The organism is Duganella sacchari (assembly GCF_900143065.1).
Lineage (GTDB): Bacteria > Pseudomonadota > Gammaproteobacteria > Burkholderiales > Burkholderiaceae_D > Rugamonas > Rugamonas sacchari.
Genome location: NZ_FRCX01000001.1, coordinates 492,624 through 512,109 on the forward strand (window position 1 = coordinate 492,624; position 19,486 = coordinate 512,109).

Consider the following 19,486-nt stretch of genomic DNA (forward strand, 5'->3'; position numbering starts at 1 on the left):
GGCGGGGCTGTTTTTTTGGAGCCCGCTTAAGCCTGCTGTTTGCGGCGACGACGCGCAACCGCGCCAACCACGCCCAGGCCACCCAGCAACATGGCATAGGTTTCCGGCTCAGGCACGGCGGCAGCCAGCTGCAGCGAGCTATTGTTGAAGCTCTGGAATGCACCGCCATTCACCGCGTACTGCACCTGCTGGCCGCCGTCGCAGCAGCCTTCCAGGCCGTAGATGGTCAGCGTGTGATTGCCGGCCGACAGGGCCTGGTTATTGACCGCGAAGATGCCGCCAGTGTTGCTGTAGCTGCCAGCCCACCACATATCGCTGGTAGTCAGCGCGACCGACTGGCCGTCGAGGAACACGGCGCCGCCATTGCCGAAGTCAACACCGGCGCGGAACGAATACGTGCCGCCGGAACCAACACCGAAATTGATCGTGGACTTGAACGCAATATTGGTCGAGCCAGCGCCAAAGATGGCATTGTTCGACACATTGTCGTAGCTGCTCAGCACGGTCGAGCCGTATGGCGAACTGGCAACAGCCGCGTTGACGACGTCACGGTAATCGTTGGCGGTGGCTTGCACGCCCGCGTTCGAGTAACCAGTCTGGAAAGTGATGACGGCAGCTTCCGAGCTGCCATAAACCATAGCAACGGCCAGTGCGGCGAGTTTGACGAATTTCATATTGATCCCCGTGGAGGTTAGGTAAATAAAGCGTTGCGCTTGACCAGGTACGGGGATGGGGGACCTAGCTTGAGTATCTTTCTTTAAAGATACTTTAAATGCAATTGAGCATGGTTAGAATATTATCTGAGGCAATAATCCATGTCAATCACTCAAAACCTCAAACAGCGGGGTGTTTCCGTGCGTACGAAAGTGCTTGAAACCGGCGGCAACCTGTATGACACTAGACTTCCAAGTCGTTGATTTTGCCCGTGTTTGCTCTCAGCAGAGGTTAGACATCATGGACATCCCTATCCTGATCCAGAAGACGGTGGGCGCCAAGAAATACGGCGTGACGGTACCGGACATTCCTGGCTGTGTGACAACCGGTGACACAGTGGACAAGGCCATGAGCAATGCGACCAAGGCCATCTACGGCCACGTCGGCCAGCTGGTTGAGCAGGGCAAACCATTCGAAATCCGCCCTTCCGAGGTCGAAACCCTGTCGCAGGAACCCGATTATGCGGGTGGCATCTGGGCGCTGGTCAGCCTGGACCTGGCGCGCCTGGACGATCCGCCCGACGATTGAAATTAATTTTTTAGCATGTCTCCTTGTTGCAACCTTTTAAAATGCAAGCACTGAAATAATGACAACATTATTGCTGTATTTGCATTTTAAAAAATCTAAAACAAAGGGGATAAATCATGACCATTCGTATCGCCGTTTCGCGCGCCCTGCTGGGCGCTGTTGCCGTGCTGGCATTAGCCGGTACCGCTCAGGCAAGCAATATCCAGTATTTCGTCAACATTACCCAAGGCGCGGCCTCGATTACCGGGTCCATCACCACCGATGGCACGCTGGGCGACATTGGTGCAGCCAATTTGCTGGACTGGAATCTCTCGCTCAACGACGGTACGTCCAGCTTCACCCTGACCCACGGCAACTCCGCGGTGTACGCCTACTCCGCCTTTGTCGCCTCCAGCCACGATTTGTCGTTCAACTATTCATCCAACCATATCGCGCTGATTCAGAACCCCACTGTGGGCTCCGGCCACAATTACTGGTGCATGGATGGTTCTTCGGCGTATTGCAGTGGCAGCGCGGTGTCGTCGAATAACTGGCGCCTCGACGGCGCGCGGATCAGCAATGGCCCTTACACAGGCCTGCATGCGATCGCCTCCGTACCCGAGCCAACCACTTACGCCATGCTTGGCGCAGGTCTGGGCCTGCTGGCCTTCGCGGCCCGCCGCAAGCAGCAATCCTGACCGGCCCTACCGGCCGCTACGCAGATGGATCAAGGGATACGGACGCCCTTGTCCATCCAGCGCTGACCTGCCGGTGCGCGCAAAGCCCATCCGTTCGTAAAACGCTGCGGCGCCGGGATTCTGTTCATTGACGTCGGTCGCCAGCGCCGGCTGCAACGCCAGCGCATGCTCCACCAGCGCCCTTCCGACACCGCGGCCATGGCAGGCGGGATCGACAAACAGCGCCTCCATCCTGTCGCCATCCAGCAGCATAAAGCCCTGCACGACATCGTGCTGGTCCACCGCCAGCCACAAGGGCGCGTGCGGCAGGAAGCCGCGCACCTCTGCCTCAATAGCGGCGCGGTCCGGCGCGCTCAGGAAGTCATGGGTGGCGTCCACCGCGCGGCGCCAGATATCGACAGCGCGTTCGCCATCACTGGCCTGGGATAATCTGATTTTCATAAAGTGCTTGACCTTCCCATCGCAGGAAAGTTTACAGTGTGGTTATCGTAACCGTTTCAAGGAGTATGCAATGTATCAGCTTCACGTCGAAAACATGAGCTGCGGCCACTGCGTTGGTGCGGTGACCAAGGCGGTGCAGGCCATCGATGCCAGCGCCAAAGTGGAAATTGATTTGGCCACCAAGTCGGTCAGGATCGACAGCGCCACGCCACTGGCGCCGCTGAAATCGGCCATCGCCGATGCCGGCTATCCGGTCACCAGCGCAAGCTGATTATTTTTCCAGCTCGGGATAATAGCGGAAGATGCCGCTTTCGTTAAACGGTATCCGCCGCTTCGAGCGCAGATAGGCGGCGATATTGGGCCGCTGCGCCACCTTGTCGCGCAAGGCGAACAGGCCTTGATACGATGGCGCCAGCTTGGCCATCGTTTTCGGGAACGCATAGCTCAGTCCTTCAATCAGCTGGAACAGCGACAAATCCACATAGCTTAGACGCGCGCCGACGGCGTAGCCGCCACGGCCAGGATTGTGCTGTATCACGCCTTCAAAATAATCCAGGAACTTGGGTATGCGCTGCTCCCGGAAATCCCTGGCGCGCGCCCTGGCTTCCTTTTTCTGGTCTTCATAATATTTGCTGGTGGAGATCGGGTGGTGCGTATCATGCGCCTCCGCGACGATATCCGCGATGGTCAGCTGCAGCTGGTTGGCCCACAGCCGCCCTGCTTCCGCGCGCGGCGCCAGCTTGTGCTTTGCGCCGAGGAACAGCAGGATGTTGGTGGTCTGCCCGATCAGCAGTTCGCCCGCCTGCAGCACGGGCGGTGCGAACGATGGATGCGCGACCTTGTCGCCATTCAGGCTGGCCATCAATGCAGGCATGCCCTTCTTCTGCCGCGCCACATCGACGTACGGCACGCCTGCTTCCTCCAGCGCCAGCCGGACAAATTCACCGCGGCCTTGCAGGCCGTCCCAGTAGTAAAGTTGGTATGGAGTCGTCATCAGACCATGCTAGCACCGCCCCGGCCGAGGCGGCGCCCGTTAAAACACCGCTTTCAGCGTCAGGCGGAACGAACGACGTTCGGCCGGATGGTAGTGGATGTCGTTCACGCCCTCCGCCGGTTCGCCCGGCAGGCGCGAAGCGTAGTAGTAGTCCACATCGCTGACCTGGCGGTCAAACAGGTTGAAGGCATCCAGCTGCGCCGTCCAGCGGCGGTTGAATTTGTAGCCGACCCGCGCATACGCAATCGCCGTCGTTGCTGAACGCTGGCTGTTATCTTCAACCAGCGGACGCGGACCGAAGTAGCGCATCTGGAACGCCGCCGACCACGGTCCCAGATCGATCACCGTCGCACCAAGCGACGCCACCTTGCCGATCGCGCCCGGGATGTAGTCGCCCACCTCGTCATGCTCCGTGTAGCGGCCGCGCGAGTAGGCCAGGTCCAGATCGAACAGCAGCCACGCATTGGCGATGTAGTGGTTATTCCACTCGATGCCGGAACGGTAGCTGCCACGGCTCGGCGAGGTATCGCCAGCATCGCCGGAAAACACCAGCTCCGACTCCGAGCGCAGCTTCCACACCGCGACCGAGCTTTGCAAGCCAGGCAGGAACTCGGTGCGCGCACCAATCTCCGCGCCGCGCGTCTTGACCAGCGGCGTGACCGGATCGATAGGTTCGCGCTCCTTCGGCGTCAGATGCACCGTGGTGCCGCGCGCATCGTTGCTGTGAAAGCCTTCGCCGTAGTTGACGAAGAATTCGGTCCTGGCCCATGGCCCCAGCACCACGCTGAATTTCGGCGAGGTGGTGCCGGCACTGACCTTGCCCGAGTTTTCAGCGATATTGCTGTTCACATCAAAGCGATAGCGGTCATAGCGCAAGCCCGCCGTGGTGCGCAGCCAGTCACGCCACTGCACGGTGCTTTCCAGATAGGCAGCCAGGCTGCCCTCCTTCACCCTCGATTCCGTGATGGTGCGCAGCGTCTGCTGGTTGTGCGTCGCATATAGCGCCAGCGGCGACAGATAATCGTAGCGTCCCTGCACGCCAACCTTGTTGCTGACATCAACGCCACCCCAGTGGCTGAACCACGTCTGCGCCACGTCAAAACCACCCATGCGGCGTTTCTCCGTCTGCCGCGACTGATCGCCATTTTCAGGATCGTCGAGGAAATACGTGAAGTTGTTGAACAGCGTCAGACTCGATTGCACCAGATAAGCGTTCGCCTGGAACAGCGCATCGCTGCTGCGCTTGCGCATCGTCGCCGACACACTGTAGCGCGAGGTCCTGCCACCGTCGCTGGAATCGATGGCGCCATACGGATCGAGCGCGCCGCTCTGCACCGCACGCAGCGGAATCTGATTGCTGGCGCGCCAGGCGCCCTTGTAGAACATGCCGGTCACGCTGAACTGGTCATCGCTGGCGCCTTGCGCATAGCGCAGCACGCCCAGGCTTTTGTGGAACGCTTCCGGCTCCACCCACGGACCATTGTTATGTCCCAGTTCGGCGCCGTACACCAGATTGCCCGCGCCCAGCGGCGCCGAACCCGTCACCACCGAGCGCACGTAGCGGTTCTCGCCGAGCGTCACGCTGGCGGTGTTTTCTCTGAGCCTGTTCGCCAGCGTCATGTGCGCGGCGCCAGCGGAAGCGAAGTCGCCTTCATCCCCGTAATACGGACCTTTCTTGTAATTGATGCGGTCCACCAGCTCGGGGATCAGGAAGTTCAGATCCGTGTAACCCTGGCCGTGGGCATGGCTGCGCATGTTGACCGGCATGCCGTCGACAAACGTCGCAAAGTCCGTGCCGTGGTCCAGATTGAAACCGCGCAGGAAGTACTGGTTGGCCTTGCCGTCACCGGAGTGCTGCGTCACGATCACGCCCGGCACAAACTCCAGCAGCTCACCGGGCCGTAGCGCGGGACGATTGGCGATCAGTTCCGCCGTCACCGCGCCCTGGCTGGCGGCATTGGAGGTGCCAACGCCGTTATCGTAGTGGCCGCGCACTTCCACGGTGCTGGTATCCACAGGATCAGCGTAAGCGGCCAGCGGTAAAACCACCGCCAGCGCGACGAGGGATTTGTGCATCATAAGAAGCCTTTCAATTTCCGGAGTTTGTTACGCCGGCTGACATAGCCCACACCGACCAGCGCGGCGGCCAATGCCAGCAGCACCAGGGTGCCGACCGTCTTCTGCACCGGCGTCAGATTGGTCAGGGTCTGCATCTCAAAGCCGCTGACTTTGGCGTCGGCAGCTTCTGGCGTCGGCTTCGGTTGCGGCGCAGGCCTGGCCTTGGCCGGCGGCGATGGAGCTGGTTGCTGCGCCTCGGCCTTCGCCTGCAGCGCCTGCAGATCGGCGGCGGCGTTCTGCATCGCCACCTGCGGCGACGGCGCGGCGCCACCGGGACGTGCCGCCGCTGCCGCACCGCGTGCGATGGCCATATTGGAACCGACGTTGGGCACGAAATCCGGATTGAACTGCGGCGCCACCTTCAGCGTGGCCTTGCTGCACGAATCCGCGCTGCACGACACGCCAGCTTCCCTGATGGCCTGCGCATTCATCTGCGTCAGCCTGTTGCGCACTGCGTCGCCCGGCTTCCAGTAACCGCGTTCGATCGCGCTCAGCATACGGTCGGTGATCGCCTGGAATGCACGCAGGTTGCCAGCATTGGCGATGCGCTCGCGCACCTTGAGGCCATGGCGGTCTTCGACATAGGTGTCGTACATGCGCTGCCACTTGCCGCTGTCAACTACCTCGGGCACCGTCACCTGCCAGGCCCACAGGTAGTCCACCACACGGTTGAGATAACGCGCACCGGAGTAGCCTTCCTTGAGCATATTGTCAGCCCAGCGCGGATTCAGGTAACGCGCCTGCATTTCCTGGCCCATGTACTGCTCCAGCGTTTTGTGTGTGGCGCGGCGCGGATTGGCCAGGTCGCTGACCACCACCTCCGGCGTCCTGCCATCCACACTGCGAATCGCCATCGCGGTACCGCCCAGATACTGGAAGAAATCATCGTTATCCAGCGTCGCGAACAGATTGCTGGAACGGCTGTGCAGCGCGATCTGGCTGCCGGACAGCGCCTGCGTGAACAACTCGCGGCGCTGCTCAGGGCTGGCCTTGTCATTGCCCCAGTAACCGGCGCCGAACGGATGGCTCATGCGGTTGATGAACATATCCGCCACGTCCTTCTCGTTCTGCCAGGCGTTGGTGAGCGGGATCAGCTTTTCGATCTGCGTGCCATACGCGCCGCTCGGCAGGCCAAAAATGCGTACCGAGGCCATACGCTGCGCCTCCTCGGCCGTGATACCACGCCTGGCCAGCGCTGCGGCGACCTTGGCGCTATGTTGTTGCAGCACATTGCCGCCTTCATCCTCCTGCTTCTGCGCCAGCTGCGCGGCTTGATCCAGGAGCGCCAGCAGATTCGGGAACAGGTCGCGGAACAGGCCGGACGACACCAGCGTCACGTCCACGCGCGGGCGTCCCAGCTGCTTGCGCGAGATTGCCTGGACACCGGTCACGCGGCCGCGCTCATCCCAGCTGGGCCGCACGCCCATCAGCGCCATCGCCTGTGCCTCCATCACGCCTTCATGGCGCGAGGTCTCGACACCCCACAAATTCATGCTGAGCTTTTCCGGATAGGCGCCGTGCCGCTTGCGGTAATCCTCCACCAGCTGCTGCGCCAGTTTGGCGCCCGCCTCGTAGGTGGTCTTGCCCGGAATACGCGACGGATCAAGCCCGAAGAAGTTGCGCCCCGTCGGCAGCGCATTCGGATTGCGTAACAGGTCCGCGCTGGGACCCGTTGGAATATAGCGGCCGGACAGCGCCTGCATCAGACGGTCCAGTTCCAGCTGCGCGCTTTGCTCGATATCCGCTTCCAGCCGCGCGATGCGCGTGGCCTTCGGCTCGGCGCTGGCCTTGTCATCGAGACTAACGACAGCCCGCGCCATGGCATTGCGCTGTTCAGGATTCGGCGCAACGCCAAAGGTATGCAGGCCAAATGGCGTCAGCTTGCTGCCGATGTCGTCGAGATATTCCTCCAGGCCTTCCATATCCGCTTCCGACTTCAGCCCGGTCTTTTTCATGTCCTTCAACACACCACTTTTTGCAGCGAGACGGTTGATGGCTTTCAGATGGCTGGCCGCCAGCAGCGGGCTTTTCTGCTCGGCGACACGGTAGTCGTTCAGCAGCGCGCCCAATTCGCGCAGATCAGGATTCAGGCCCGCCACATCAAACGGCGGTGTCATATGGTCGATGATGGTCGCCATGCCGCGACGTTTGGCCTGGATGCCCTCGCCCACGTCATCCATCACATAGGGGTAGATGTTGGGCATGGCGCCAATCAGCGCTTCGGTCGGGTCGCTCTCCGACAGGCCGGCCTCTTTACCGCTCAGCCACTCCTGTGTACCGTGGGTGCCGATGTGCATGACGGCGTGGGCCCGAAAGTCTTTTTGCAGCCACAGATAAAACGCGATGTATTCATGCGATGGCGGCATGCTGACTTCATTGTGCAGCTTCTCCAGGTTCTGCTCCCACGCACGTCCCGGCTGCGGCGCCATGAGCACATTGCCAAAGCGGCGCGCCGGATAAACGAAGAATGCCTCGCCTTTCGCATTACGCCACAGGACCGGCGCCTTTTCCGGCTTGCCCCACGACTGCTCTATCGCTGCCCGCAGCGGCGCTGGCAGCGCGGCAAACCACTGCTGGTAATCCGACAGCGGCACCAGCAAGGCCTGGCCGCTTTCCGCCAGATGCTTCAGGCCCGCGCTGTAGTCGCTTTTGGACTTGCCGGGATAGTTGCCCCACTTCTGGATTTCGCCTTGCAGTTCCGCTTCGTTGCGAGGCAGCGCTTCGCCGGTGCGGTAGCCGTCATGCTTCAGGCGCTGCACGATCTGCCACAGGCTTTCCGGCAGCACGTTCAGATACGCGGCACCGATGGTCTCCGAACCATGCGGGTAGTTAAAGTAGATCATGGCGATGCGCTTGTCGCTATTGGCCTTCTGGCGCAGCGTCAGCCACGCCGCCACGCGTTCGTTGAGGCGCTCTATGCGTTCGGCGATCGGCGTCTCTTCCACATAGGCCAGGCCGGTCTGCGCATCGCTGATGCGCTCACGGCTGGCAACCACGGTCGGCTGGATCAGCCCCGCCGCTTCGGCGCCAGCCAGTTGCCAGGTACGCTCGATGATATCCAGGCCGACTTTGGATTCCTGCCATTGCGCCAACGTCTGCTGGCTCAGCGTGATCGCATTAATCGCCGGCACGCCGATCTTGTCGAGGATGGCGCCGACGCTGGAAGTACCGCCCACCTTCATGCCCAGTGCGACGATCAGGTCAACGCGGCTCTTGCCGTTTTCGTCCAGCAGCAGCTTGAGTGGGACTTCGTAGGGGTAGCCGAATACCGGCACCACGTTGTAGCCGCTGCTTTCCAGTCGCGCGGCGATGGCCGCCAGCGGCAGCGTTTGTCCGGCCACCAGGCTGGCGCGATAGAACGGTACGGCAATCCACGGCGCCCCCGGTTTGTAATGGCTATAACCACGCACGTATTCTTCGTGGCTGCCTACGGTGCGATTCGCGGCCACGTCGTACAAACCGGCTTCCGGCATCGCATGCACCGGCGCGGCGCTGACTCCGGAGCCGAAGTCACTGCGCAGTATGTAGCGCAGCATATTGCCGACGTTTTCCACGCCGCCTTCACTCTGATATGACTGGATATGCTTATCGTCACGCACACCCAGTTCGCGCAGGCTGTCATCCAGTGCGCCGCCGACCGCATACACCGGCTTGCGCGCTTTCTGCAATGCCTGCAATTCGCCACTCAGACCCGCTATCGCCTGGCGGCCTTTGACGTTGATGACCGCCACATCTGCGGTAGCCAGCGCACTGCGGTCGGCCGGCGTCAGGCTGTTGACGGGGATGATGCGTACGGCGACGTTCAGCTCTTTCAACTCTGCCTGCAAACCGCGCACCGCCAGCACGGCGGGACGCGACTCGATATCGCCCAGCATCAGCGCCAGCGTGCGCGGCGACTGTGCCGAATGAACATAGCCGCCAACGGCCAGCGACAGCAACAACAGCAACGACAGGGCCAGTGTCCAAAGCTTATTCCGGCACATAGATCACCTTCCCGTCCGGCAGCTGATAGGCCGTACCCAGACGCTTGCCGGAACCCGACAGCGGTTTGTCGCTCACTTTGCTGACCTTGATTTCGGCGCCCTTCTTGGTCAGCACCTCGACATGGCCGTCCGCCGATTTTTTGGCGATGGTGACTTCGGAGTTCGGGTCCAGCAAATCCATCATGTTCCAGGCGGAGAACAGCGCCAGCATCATCGCCACGATGAACACGATACTGGCGTCAAACAGATTGGCCACGCCGGACAAGGGATCTTCGCCATGCTCACCCAGCTTACTGTAGCGGTGCTTGTTCAGATAGCGCATATCAGGCCTCCGCGCGGACCAGGTGCGGCTTGGCGCCGTGCGATGCCAGCAGCGCTTCGGCGGCAAACGCAATCTCAGTCAGATCGCTGCGCAGCCAGTGCTCGCGCACCAGCGTCAGCACGTAGGCGCCCACGCTGCAGGCCAGGCCGACCACGGTGGCGGTGAACGCGGTGGTCATCGATTCCGCCATCTTCGGCAGATTGCCTTGTGCCAGACCGGCCAGCGAAATCCCCATCGGGATCAGGGTGCCCATCAGGCCCAGCGCGGGGCCGACGCGTACCACGAAGCGCACGCCATCCAGACGGCGCACGCCACTGGCATCGGCGCGCTGCACGATGCGTTCCAGGCGCACATCCAGTGCAGGATCGCCTTCCTGCGCAGTCAACACGGCAGACATCTCCTGCTTCGCAGTGGCGACCAGCATCCGCACGCCACGGCGGCGTTCCAGCCATTCGGCGCCAAAGCTGCCGAAGCAGAACAGCATATGCAGCACCAGCGCGGCAATGCCGAGCAAAACGGGGAGGTAAAGCACGTTGGAGATGGAGTACAGCAGCGTCTCGATCGCATGGATCGCCGCGTCAACAGGCAGAGTAAACATGGAGGTGTCCCGAAAAAGCAGCGCGCAAAGATACGCCGGCGACGCATGCGCAAGGCATGGCCACCAGCCGGCACTGCCGAGGCGCGCTGTATAAATGCATAAAAATGAATGGACTACAGATGCAATCAGCTCACCTCCCCGTGAGCGGATTGAATAGAAGCGCCGATGGCGCATCCCCCTGTTTGGCCGGTATCCGGGCTGGCAAGCGAATCCGCCCGGCCTTCCCATGCACGAGGCACAGTGGCATATACGAGGCGGATAGTCGACGCGGGGACGACGCTTGTTTACCGTTGCGGGGGCAGCACAGGTTGGCCCTGGAGGGCTCCCTGTTTCCCGTTTAACTGCACCTCTGGACAGAGGCGCGAGCACCAAAACGTGGCGAGATTATACGCGAAGCGCCTGACGCTTCTCAAACCATTTACAGCACAGCAGACGGCGTTTCACTGCGCCAGGCTTTGCAGGATCGGGCAATCGGCGCGGTCGTCGCCGTGGCAGCAGCTGGCCAGCGATTGCAGCGTGTCACGCATTTCGGTCAGTTCGGCGATGCGCTGATTGAGCGCATTGACATGCCCCAGCGCGATGGCTTTCACATCGGCGCTGGCGCGCGCCTTGTCCTGCCATAGCGACAGCAGGCCGGCGATCTGCTCCAGCGAAAAGCCCAGCGAGCGCGCACGCTTGACGAAGCGCAGCGTGTGCACATCGTTGTCGCCGTAGATGCGGTAGCCGGCATCGGTGCGCTTGCCGGCCGGGATCAGGTTGATGCTCTCGTAGTAGCGGATCATTTTGGCGGAGACCCCGCTGGCGGTGGCGGCTTGTCCAATGTTCATGCTTGATTCTCCGGTTTCCAGCGGCGCAGCAGCAGCGCATTGCTGATGACACTGACGGAACTCAGCGCCATCGCGCCGCCTGCTACCATCGGGTTGAGCAGGCCGAAGGCCGCCAGCGGTATGCCGATCAGATTGTAGATAAAGGCCCAGAACAGGTTCTGGCGGATCTTGCTGTAGCTGCGGCGCGAGATCGAGATGGCGGCCGCCACCAGTGCCGGATCGCCGCGCATCAGGGTGATGCCGGCAGCGTGCATGGCAACGTCCGTGCCGCTGGACATGGCGATGCCGACATCGGCCGCCGCCAGCGCCGGTGCGTCGTTGATGCCGTCACCAACCATGGCGATGGTGGCGCCATCCGTCTTCAGCGTGCCGATGGTGGCGGCTTTGTCGGCTGGCAGCATGTTGGCGATCACGCGCTTCACACCGAGCTGCTTGCCGACGGCATCGGCGCTGCCCTGGTTATCGCCGGTCAGCAGGATAGTCTGGATCTGCATGGCATGCAGCGCCTGCACGGCAGCCTGCGCCTGCGGCTTGATGCGGTCGCCGAAAGCCAGCAGGCCAAGCAAGCCGTCAGCGCCGGGCGCCGCAAGCCACGAGACGGTATGCCCCTGGCGCTCCAGTTCTTCAGCGCGGGCAGACAGTGCCTGCAGCGAGATGGCCTGCTCACGCATCAGACGCGTGCTGCCGAGGATGAGCTGCACGCCATCCACCGTCGCTGCGACACCGCGGCCGGGCAAGGCGCTGATGCCGGTCGCCACTGGCGCTGGCACGGCGCGGGCTTCAGCAGCCTGCTGTACGGCGCGGGCCAGCGCATGTTCGCTGCCGCGCTGGACAGCCGCAGCCAGCGACAGCAAGCGTGTCTCGTCGACGCCCGGCGCCGGCGCCAGCACCGCCAGCGATGGACGGCCTTCGGTCAGCGTGCCGGTCTTGTCGAAAGCCACGGTAGTGATGCGGTGGGCCAGTTCCAGCGCCTCGGCATCTTTAATCAGGATGCCATGGCGCGCCGCGACGCCGGTGCCGGCCATGATCGCGGCAGGCGTCGCCAGGCCTAAAGCACACGGACACGCAATCACCAGCACCGCCACGGCGTTGATGATGGCCTGCCCGGCATCGCCGACATACAGCCACCAGCCGGCAAAGGTCAGCAGCGCCAGCACCAGCACCACCGGCACAAACACCGCACTGACGCGGTCCACCAGATGCTGCACCGGCGCCTTGGCCGCCTGCGCATCCTCCACCAGACGGATAATGCGCGACAGCGTGCTCTCCGCGCCAATCGCGCTAACCCTCACCAGCAGCAGGCCTTCGCCATTGATGGCGCCACCCGTGACACGTTCGCCCGCATGACGCGCAACGGGCAGGCTCTCCCCCGTGATGAGCGCTTCGTCAACATGGCTGGCGCCTTCCATGACCACGCCATCGGCGGCAATCCGTTCGCCGGGACGCACCACGATGATGTCGTCCACACGCACTTCATGAATGGCGACATCCACATCCTGCCCGCCACGGCGTACGCGCGCGGACTCCGGGCGCAGCGTTTGCAGCGCGCGGATGGCGGCGGCGGTCTGGCGCTTGGCGCGCGCCTCCAGCCACTTGCCCAGCAAGACCAGCGTGATGACCACGGCCGACGCTTCAAAGTACAGATGCGGCATGTCGCCGCCCGCCAGCAGCTGGTAGATGCTCAGGCCATACGCCGCGCTGGTACCCAGTGCGACCAGCAAATCCATATTGCCGCTGCGGGCGCGGGCGGCCAGCCAGCCGGCGCGATAAAAGCGCGCGCCCAGCCAGAACTGCACCGGCGTGGCGAGCAGCCATTGAATGCGGCCATCCAGCATCCACTCAATGCCGGCCATTTCCAGCACCATGGGCAGCACCAGCGGCAAGGAGAACAGCGCGGCCAGCACGACGGCAAGGCCGCCCGTGGGCGCATAACGGCGATGGGCGGAAAGTGCTGCGGCCGGGGTCTGGGCATCAGCATCAGCAGCCGTTGCGGGCGCTGCATCGGCCGGCAGCGATGCTTCATAGCCGGCCTTGTCCACCGCCTGCTTGAGTACCGAAAAATCCAGTGGCTGTGCCGATTCCACCCTCGCCATTTCGGTGGCCAGGTTGACACTGACCTTGTCGACGCCTGGCACGGCAGCCAGTACGCGCTCCACCCTGCCCACGCAGGAGGCGCAGCTCATGCCGTCAATTTTGATCGCTTGCTGATTCATGGGACACCCGATGCTGTTTGTACACCTACAGCATCAAGTATCCCACGATTGGAAGGTCAAGGTTTTTTTAGCGGACTTCGCAATCCACGGAGTTGGACTTGGGCGGTGCGGCCGTATTGGCGCCCGGCTGGGACGAGGTAGGGTTAAATACGGGCGGTGGCGAGAACCTCAGGCCCGGATTCTGCGGAATCACGACCGCCTGCGTCGTAACGTTGGGCGTAAAGCCAAACTGGCCTGCGTTAAACGTCTGCGAGCCGCCCGAGTTGCTCAGATTGATAATGCCATCGATGACCTGCACATACAGGCCCGGTTTAATGGTAGGAGGCATATTCGGTACAGGCCCCTGCGCCAGCATCAGCGGCTGCACCGGCGCGGCGAGCGGGTCCAGCGCAGCAGTGCTGGCCAGCATATAGGCTTCACGCGCGGCGACGGCCTCCGCTGATGGCTCCACCCACTCGGCAATAAAGGTGGTGCCGCGAATACCGATGGTGGCGGTCGGCGTCTTCATCGCGAACTTTTCCTTGTTACGCTTGCCCAGCAGGCCCGTCACCGAACGCAGGCCGCCCTTGACCAGATTGAAGGAAGCGCTGTCGGCATTGGGGTTGCCCGCCTCAAAGCTGAAGTTCTCCACCTTGAACGTGGTCGATGGCTTGAGTGTGATCTCGCTGTTGTCGATGAATTTCACCATGGCGTAGGTATTCTTCTCCGTCACCAGCGTGTCGCCGCTCTCCACTTCTGATTTCATCGAGAGGATACGCACGGCCCCATCGGCTTTCTTTGCCATCAGCGGGCCGCTCAGTTGCACCACGGTGCCTGCCACCTGAGCGGCCCAACTGGCGCCGGCCATCCAGAACAGCACCAGCAGCATCAGCGCTTTAATTGCAGTACATTTTTTTAACTGATTCATTTTTAATCCCGCTCTTGTCTTTGGATGCGTCATCGGCCGATTTGTCAGTCGCCTTATCCTTCTTGTCGTCTGGCGTCGGCGTTGGCGAGGTGCCGCCCGACGTGGCGCCGCCGGATGCACTGCCGCTGCTCGAGGTAGTGCTGCCCGTTGACGCCGCCGATGCCAGCATGGTGATGACCTGGTTGCTTGCCTGCTGTATCGGCTTGACGGGTTCACTGGCCGTCGGTGGCGACAGCACCTGGCACAGTGCTGAATTCGGCGCGATGGTGCAGATGTCTGCCGATGGCGGCGGTGTCGGCGTTGGCGTCGGTACCGGTGTAGGCACTGGCGTCGGCGTCGGCACTGGCGTTGGCACCGGTGTCGGTACCGGCGTAGGCGTCGGCACTGGTGTAGGAACTGGCGTTGGCACAGGCGTTGGCACTGGGGTCGGTACCGGCGTCGGCACTGGCGTCGGAGTCGGCACCGGCGTTGGTACGGGTGTTGGAGTCGGCACCGGCGTTGGTACGGGTGTTGGAGTCGGCACCGGCGTCGGCACTGGCGTTGGCGTTGGCGTCGGCGTCGGCGTCGGAGTTGGCGGCTGCTGGTAGTTCGGCGTCACGCTGCCGTTCTTGTCGTGCACGCTGTTCGGATTCGTATTATTAACCTGGTACTGGGTCGCCGTGATCGATACCGTGCCATTGGTCGACGTCACCGTGCCGTTACTGCCGATGGTGATGGTATTGCTTGGATCGTAGCCCGTGCCCGCAGCCAGCGTGATCGAGCCCGAGGTCGACGTCACCGAACCATTAATCACCAGTGGACTATGCGTTTGCAGCGTGATCGAGCCGGAAGTCGTCTGCACACCATTCGGCGACAGATCGGCAATCGTCATGCCGCCCTGGTTATCGATGATGATGGCGCCGCCGTTACCCCCGCCCGCATCGACCTGCTGGACCTTGTGCACCGTCAGCACCGAGCTATGCAAGGTGTTATTGGTGTTGGCGATATTGATGGCGGCCGTGCTGCCGCTACCCGCCGTATTGAGCGCGTTGAGCGAAGACACATGCGTTACCAGCGCATTGCTGCTGCCGATGCCGCCGATGCCACCACTGGCTGTCATGGCCAGCGCATTGGCGCTCAGCGTACCGCCAGTCGCCGTACCGCTGCCAGTCACAATGCCGCCGCTCAGCACATCCAGCGTTACAGTGCCGTCGCTGCTGACACCATTGATGTCATACAGCTGGGTATAAGTCCCAGTGCCGCCCTGCAGGCGGCTAATCGCCAGCGTGCCGGTATTGGCGAAACTCAGGTTGCCGGTGCCGCTCTGCGACACCGCCAGATTGGTGATGGTATTGCCAGCATTGGTCAGCGTGATATTGCCTGTGCCACCGGTTTCGATGCCCAGGTCGCGGACATTGATGACGCCAGTCTGCGTGATATTGCCGCTGTAGCTCAGTAAGCCGATGCGGTTGGTCATGGCGTTGTAGTTCGCCGGCGACAGGCTCACCACAGCGATATCGCCCACGTTCAGCGCACTGTCACTGGAACCCAGTCCCAGCGTAGGCGCCACCAGGTGCGAGAAGTCATTCACCGCCACACAGCTGCCGGTGCCGCAGGTCACAGCACCGATCTTCATGCTGTAGCCGGCACTATACGGCCGCACGCTGGCTACCGAGGCCGTCACATCCGCCGCCAGCGTCAGCGTATTGGCGCCGATGTCAAACAGGCCCGCCGAGCTGGCCGTATTGACGGTGACCGTGTTGCCTTCCAGTGTTACCTTCTGCGTCTTGCCGTCGATGGCCCCCGCCACAGTCACGGTGGGCGCCTCGATTGCAAGCTGCCCCCCAGTCTGGGCGCCGGTCAGCGTAAGGCCATTGAGCGTCAGATCATTCTTGCCTTTGAAATCAAGCGACCCGACACTGCTCGCGCTCAGCGCGCCGATCTGGTTGTCCGTACCGGACAAATCAACCGTACCCGGCGTCGTCACGCTCAGTGATGGCGACAGCAGCGTGCTGGAGACTCCCTCGCTGATATTGCCGGTGCTGCTCAGCACAATGCCTCCGGTGGCCGAGGTGTTATTCAGGCTGACATTGGCCGCTGCCGAGTTGTAGGTAAAACTGCCACCGCTTGCCGAGCCGCCGACATTGGCCGCCAGGTTGGCGCCGGTCAGCGAGACTGCGTTACTGGCGATAGCGGTCAGGTTGGCCGCAGTGATCACGCCCGTACCGGTCACGTTGCTGCCTTGCAGCGTCACGCTCTGCGTTCCCGCATTCAAGGCGCCTGACACCGTCAGGTTGCCCACCGCATTGGCGTTGACCACCCCGTCGCCAAACGTGCCGGAGAGGGAAATCGCGTTCAGCGTCAGCGCACCATTATTCTTGACCACCAGTGAACCGATATTGCTCGCACTCAGCGCGCCGATCTGGTTGGACATGCCATCCAGGCGGGCCGCCTGCGGTGTGGTCACGCTCACGGTCGGTGTACTCAGCACCGCATAGTTATCCTGCTCGATATTGCCGCCAGCCGACAAGGTAATGCCCGTGCTGCCGCTGAGATTGCTATTGATGTTGAAACCGCCTGCGGCATTGAACACAAAACTGCCGCTGTTGGCGTGGCCGCTCAGGTCCGTCACCTGGTTGGCGCCGGTCAGCGATACTGAGCTGCCATAGGCTGTCAACTGGCCTGCCGTGAGCGCACCGGCGCCGCTGATCGTACCGGTGCCGGCGTCCAGGCTCAACTGGCCTTGCGTCTTGAGCGTACCAGTCGCAGCGATCGCACCGCCTTTCAGGTACAGCTGGGACACAGCAGTCGTGCCGCTGCTCAGATCGATGCCGCCGTCAATCGTGACGGTACCGGCAAAACCGTCGGCCCGGCCGATTTCCAGCGTGCCCGAACTCAGCGTTTTCAGTTCCGCTTCGCTCAGACTCAGCTTGCCGCTGGCCACCGCGCCCAGGCTGATATTGGTGGCGCTGCCATACGTGTCCACCGAGATGCTTTGCGCACTGACGCTGCCATTGACGCCACCAAGCGTCATGCTATCGCCGACCAGCGCTACCGTCGTGGTCGCGGATACATTGGCGCTACTGGTCGTGGTCAGCGTGCCGCTGCCATCCACGCTGACGCGTAAGTTGCGGGCGCCGCTCAGCGCCTTGCTCAGCGTGATGTCGCCGCCGCTCTCCAGCAGCAAGGTGCCGACGCCACTCAGGACGACATCGCCGCTGGTCGTGATATTGCCGGCCGCGCTATGGCCGATCGCCAGGTTGCCGCCGGAGATCGACCCGAGACCCGCAGCGCTCAGGCCCAGCTTGCCGCTGGCCGAACCGCCCAGCACCGTCTCGCGGTTGGCAGTGTAGGTGGACAACGATACCGTATCGGAGCCGTCGCTGGCGCCACCGCCGATGGTGCCTGCAGCGCCATTGAGGTTGATGTTATCGGCGACAAACGATAACAACGGCGAGCCGCTGCTGCCGGTACGCACCGCGCTATTGCTGCCCAGCGTGATATAGCCATCGGCCACCGTGGCGCGCGCGTCCAGGCTGCCGCCAGCCAGGTCGACCGTGCCATTAATGGTCACATAACTGCCTTTGAGCGTCGCGTCCGCGCCATAGGTGCGCAGGATGTCGGTGCCGCTATTGTCCGCCAGCGTGACGCCGCCCATGCCGGAAGCGCTGCCGCTGGCGGCATCATTGGCGCTCAGCGTGACACCGCCGTTCATGTACAGCGGTGCATTGACCTTGATGTCATTGCCGGCCTGCGCTGTCAGCGTTGCGCTGGACGTATTGGTGATGGCGCTGCTGAACGTGATGTCATGTTTCGCTTGCAGCACCACATTGGCGGTGGACTCCGAAATCAGGTCAGCGCCAATCGAGGTGGTCCCCGTGGACGGGCCAGCGCCAAACGTGGCGACGTCCGTCAGGCTCCCAGGCCGGCCGCTGACCACTTCAATATCGTACGGGTCCAGCAGCCAGGTGCCGGTCGCGCCTTTGGCAGCGCGGGTGCTCACGCGCGCGCCCGCCACATCGAGATAATTGGCCGAAGTTTCTATCTGCCCGCCATTGCCGCCGCTGGCGCCGCCACGGGCCGACAGCATGCCATGCATGCGCGTCGCCTCCTGGCTCCACACCACCACCGTGCCGCCATTGCCACGCTGGGTCGCATCCGCGCTGATGACCGCATCCTTGCCCACATAGGTGGCATCGGCGTTCATCACTGCGGCATTCTTGCCCTGGTAGTCGCCGCCCACCAGCACCTTGCCGCCGCCTGCCGCGCCGCTGGCATCGACCACGGCATTGCCGGTCACGCCCACTCGCTGCCCCAGCAGCATGATGTCGCCGCCCGTGTTCAGATTGCTGCCGGTGGCAGTCGTGGTACTGCCCGCTTCCACCAGCGTGGTGCCGCTGGCCTTGAGCACGATCTGGCCGTTCTCGCCGCGCACCGCGCTGTTTGCATTGATCACGCCGCGCTGGTTGACCAGCGCACCAAACACGCCCACGCGGCCACCCTGCGCCACAATGCTGCCCAGGTTAATCGCCTGGTCAGACGGCGCCGACACCACCACCTGCACATTCGGATCGCTGGAGTCGAACAGCTGCACGCTCTTGCCCGCCGCCAGCACCACATCGCCATTGTGCGACGAGATCACGCCACTGTTTTCCACTGCTGGCGCGACCAGGAAAATCTGGCCGCCGGACGGCGTGGTGATCGTGCCCTGATTGCTGACCTTGCCCGCGCTGGCATCACCGTTGAAGTTGTTTTTACCCGCCAGGAAATCCGTGTTCGAGAGGTTCAGACTGGAAGCCACCAGTCCCGCAACATCCACGCGCGAACCGGCGCCAAACACCACGCCGTTGGGATTAATCAGGAACACCTTGCCGTTCGACTGCAGCGAACCGAGAATCTGGCTCGGGTCCACGCCGCTGACGCGGTTCAGCACCTTGCTGTCGCTGCTCTGCTGGATAAAGCGGGTGATCTCGCCCGGTGCGATCGAGAAGCTGCGCCAGTCGATGATGGTGTTGGGCGTATTGGTGATCGAATACAGGCTGCCTTGCTGGTTGAAGGTGGCCATGCCGTGCACCACGGTTGGCGCCACCGGATTGGCCTGCGCGGTACTGAAGGCAGCGGCCACCACCATGGCCAGCGCCTTGCGGCGCAAATTGAATGGAGTATGCGGTTTCATCGTATTTAT

Annotated in this window: 14 protein-coding genes and 1 riboswitch; of the genes, 3 read left to right on the forward strand and 11 right to left on the reverse strand. The window is 62.4% G+C overall.

What is annotated here, in order from left to right; genetic code table 11:
- Positions 1–26 precede the first annotated feature (26 nt).
- Positions 27–674 carry a CCXG family PEP-CTERM protein gene (locus BUA36_RS02345; RefSeq protein ID WP_072780998.1) on the reverse strand — a complete coding sequence of 216 codons (648 nt, stop codon included), beginning with the start codon at positions 672–674 and terminating at the stop codon, positions 27–29.
- Positions 675–954: 280 nt separating this feature from the next.
- Here BUA36_RS02345 and BUA36_RS02350 point away from each other — a divergent pair, with 280 nt between their 5' ends.
- Both BUA36_RS02350 and BUA36_RS02355 read left to right on the forward strand, forming a co-directional pair.
- Positions 955–1,242 (forward strand): type II toxin-antitoxin system HicB family antitoxin, encoded by a 288-nt coding sequence (locus BUA36_RS02350; protein ID WP_072781000.1) that lies wholly within the window; start codon positions 955–957, stop codon positions 1,240–1,242.
- A 116-nt stretch (positions 1,243–1,358) separates the two neighbouring features.
- On the forward strand, positions 1,359–1,919 hold the full coding sequence (locus tag BUA36_RS02355) for a PEP-CTERM sorting domain-containing protein (RefSeq protein ID WP_072781002.1): 561 nt from the start codon (positions 1,359–1,361) through the stop codon (positions 1,917–1,919).
- A 6-nt stretch (positions 1,920–1,925) separates the two neighbouring features.
- Here the strand turns inward: BUA36_RS02355 and BUA36_RS02360 are convergent, their stop codons facing one another.
- Positions 1,926–2,360, reverse strand: coding sequence for an acetyltransferase (locus tag BUA36_RS02360; protein ID WP_072781003.1), 435 nt, complete (start codon positions 2,358–2,360; stop codon positions 1,926–1,928).
- A gap of 70 nt (positions 2,361–2,430) precedes the next feature.
- On the opposite strand from BUA36_RS02360, the gene BUA36_RS02365 reads away from it, so the two are divergent.
- Positions 2,431–2,631, forward strand: a complete 201-nt coding sequence (locus BUA36_RS02365) for a heavy-metal-associated domain-containing protein (protein WP_072781005.1) — start codon at positions 2,431–2,433, stop codon at positions 2,629–2,631.
- Here BUA36_RS02365 and BUA36_RS02370 read toward each other — a convergent pair whose 3' ends face one another.
- From BUA36_RS02370 to BUA36_RS30890, 9 genes are all read right to left on the reverse strand, one after another.
- On the reverse strand, positions 2,632–3,354 hold the full coding sequence (locus BUA36_RS02370) for a glutathione S-transferase (protein ID WP_072781007.1): 723 nt from the start codon (positions 3,352–3,354) through the stop codon (positions 2,632–2,634).
- 39 nt (positions 3,355–3,393) lie between these two features.
- Entirely contained in the window at positions 3,394–5,433 is a 2,040-nt protein-coding gene (locus BUA36_RS02375; protein WP_072781008.1) for a TonB-dependent receptor, read from the reverse strand.
- Positions 5,430–9,455, reverse strand: a complete 4,026-nt coding sequence (locus BUA36_RS02380; protein ID WP_072781010.1) for a cobaltochelatase subunit CobN — start codon at positions 9,453–9,455, stop codon at positions 5,430–5,432. Before BUA36_RS02380 ends, BUA36_RS02375 begins: the two co-directional genes overlap by 4 nt.
- Positions 9,442–9,777 carry a DUF2149 domain-containing protein gene (locus BUA36_RS02385; protein ID WP_072781012.1) on the reverse strand — a complete coding sequence of 112 codons (336 nt, stop codon included), beginning with the start codon at positions 9,775–9,777 and terminating at the stop codon, positions 9,442–9,444. The genes BUA36_RS02380 and BUA36_RS02385 overlap by 14 nt, the downstream gene beginning before the upstream one ends.
- Position 9,778: 1 nt before the next feature.
- Positions 9,779–10,375: a MotA/TolQ/ExbB proton channel family protein gene (locus BUA36_RS02390; protein WP_072781013.1), complete on the reverse strand. Its 597-nt coding sequence runs from the start codon at positions 10,373–10,375 to the stop codon at positions 9,779–9,781.
- Between the two features lie 167 nt (positions 10,376–10,542).
- Positions 10,543–10,763: riboswitch (cobalamin riboswitch) on the reverse strand.
- A gap of 52 nt (positions 10,764–10,815) precedes the next feature.
- Entirely contained in the window at positions 10,816–11,202 is a 387-nt protein-coding gene (gene cueR, locus BUA36_RS02395; RefSeq protein WP_072781015.1) for a Cu(I)-responsive transcriptional regulator, read from the reverse strand.
- Positions 11,199–13,415, reverse strand: coding sequence for a heavy metal translocating P-type ATPase (locus BUA36_RS02400; RefSeq protein WP_229255588.1), 2,217 nt, complete (start codon positions 13,413–13,415; stop codon positions 11,199–11,201). Before BUA36_RS02400 ends, cueR begins: the two co-directional genes overlap by 4 nt.
- A gap of 67 nt (positions 13,416–13,482) precedes the next feature.
- Entirely contained in the window at positions 13,483–14,322 is an 840-nt protein-coding gene (locus tag BUA36_RS02405; protein ID WP_229255589.1) for a FecR family protein, read from the reverse strand.
- Positions 14,291–19,477: a beta strand repeat-containing protein gene (locus BUA36_RS30890; RefSeq protein WP_208861847.1), complete on the reverse strand. Its 5,187-nt coding sequence runs from the start codon at positions 19,475–19,477 to the stop codon at positions 14,291–14,293. The genes BUA36_RS02405 and BUA36_RS30890 overlap by 32 nt, the downstream gene beginning before the upstream one ends.
- Between the last annotated feature and the right edge of the window lie 9 nt (positions 19,478–19,486).

Excerpts from the sequence above, each read along its gene's own strand:
- BUA36_RS02365 (WP_072781005.1), top strand. The coding sequence starts at position 2,431 with ATGTATCAGCTTCACGTCGAAAACATGAGCTGCGGCCACTGCGTTGGT.
- BUA36_RS02375 (WP_072781008.1), bottom strand. The coding sequence starts at position 5,433 with ATGATGCACAAATCCCTCGTCGCGCTGGCGGTGGTTTTACCGCTGGCC.
- BUA36_RS02370 (WP_072781007.1), bottom strand. The coding sequence starts at position 3,354 with ATGACGACTCCATACCAACTTTACTACTGGGACGGCCTGCAAGGCCGC.
- BUA36_RS02400 (WP_229255588.1), bottom strand. The coding sequence starts at position 13,415 with ATGAATCAGCAAGCGATCAAAATTGACGGCATGAGCTGCGCCTCCTGC.
- cueR (WP_072781015.1), bottom strand. The coding sequence starts at position 11,202 with ATGAACATTGGACAAGCCGCCACCGCCAGCGGGGTCTCCGCCAAAATG.
- BUA36_RS30890 (WP_208861847.1), bottom strand. The coding sequence starts at position 19,477 with ATGAAACCGCATACTCCATTCAATTTGCGCCGCAAGGCGCTGGCCATG.
- BUA36_RS02385 (WP_072781012.1), bottom strand. The coding sequence starts at position 9,777 with ATGCGCTATCTGAACAAGCACCGCTACAGTAAGCTGGGTGAGCATGGC.
- BUA36_RS02390 (WP_072781013.1), bottom strand. The coding sequence starts at position 10,375 with ATGTTTACTCTGCCTGTTGACGCGGCGATCCATGCGATCGAGACGCTG.
- BUA36_RS02350 (WP_072781000.1), top strand. The coding sequence starts at position 955 with ATGGACATCCCTATCCTGATCCAGAAGACGGTGGGCGCCAAGAAATAC.
- BUA36_RS02380 (WP_072781010.1), bottom strand. The coding sequence starts at position 9,455 with ATGTGCCGGAATAAGCTTTGGACACTGGCCCTGTCGTTGCTGTTGTTG.
- BUA36_RS02405 (WP_229255589.1), bottom strand. The coding sequence starts at position 14,322 with ATGAATCAGTTAAAAAAATGTACTGCAATTAAAGCGCTGATGCTGCTG.
- BUA36_RS02345 (WP_072780998.1), bottom strand. The coding sequence starts at position 674 with ATGAAATTCGTCAAACTCGCCGCACTGGCCGTTGCTATGGTTTATGGC.
- BUA36_RS02360 (WP_072781003.1), bottom strand. The coding sequence starts at position 2,360 with ATGAAAATCAGATTATCCCAGGCCAGTGATGGCGAACGCGCTGTCGAT.
- BUA36_RS02355 (WP_072781002.1), top strand. The coding sequence starts at position 1,359 with ATGACCATTCGTATCGCCGTTTCGCGCGCCCTGCTGGGCGCTGTTGCC.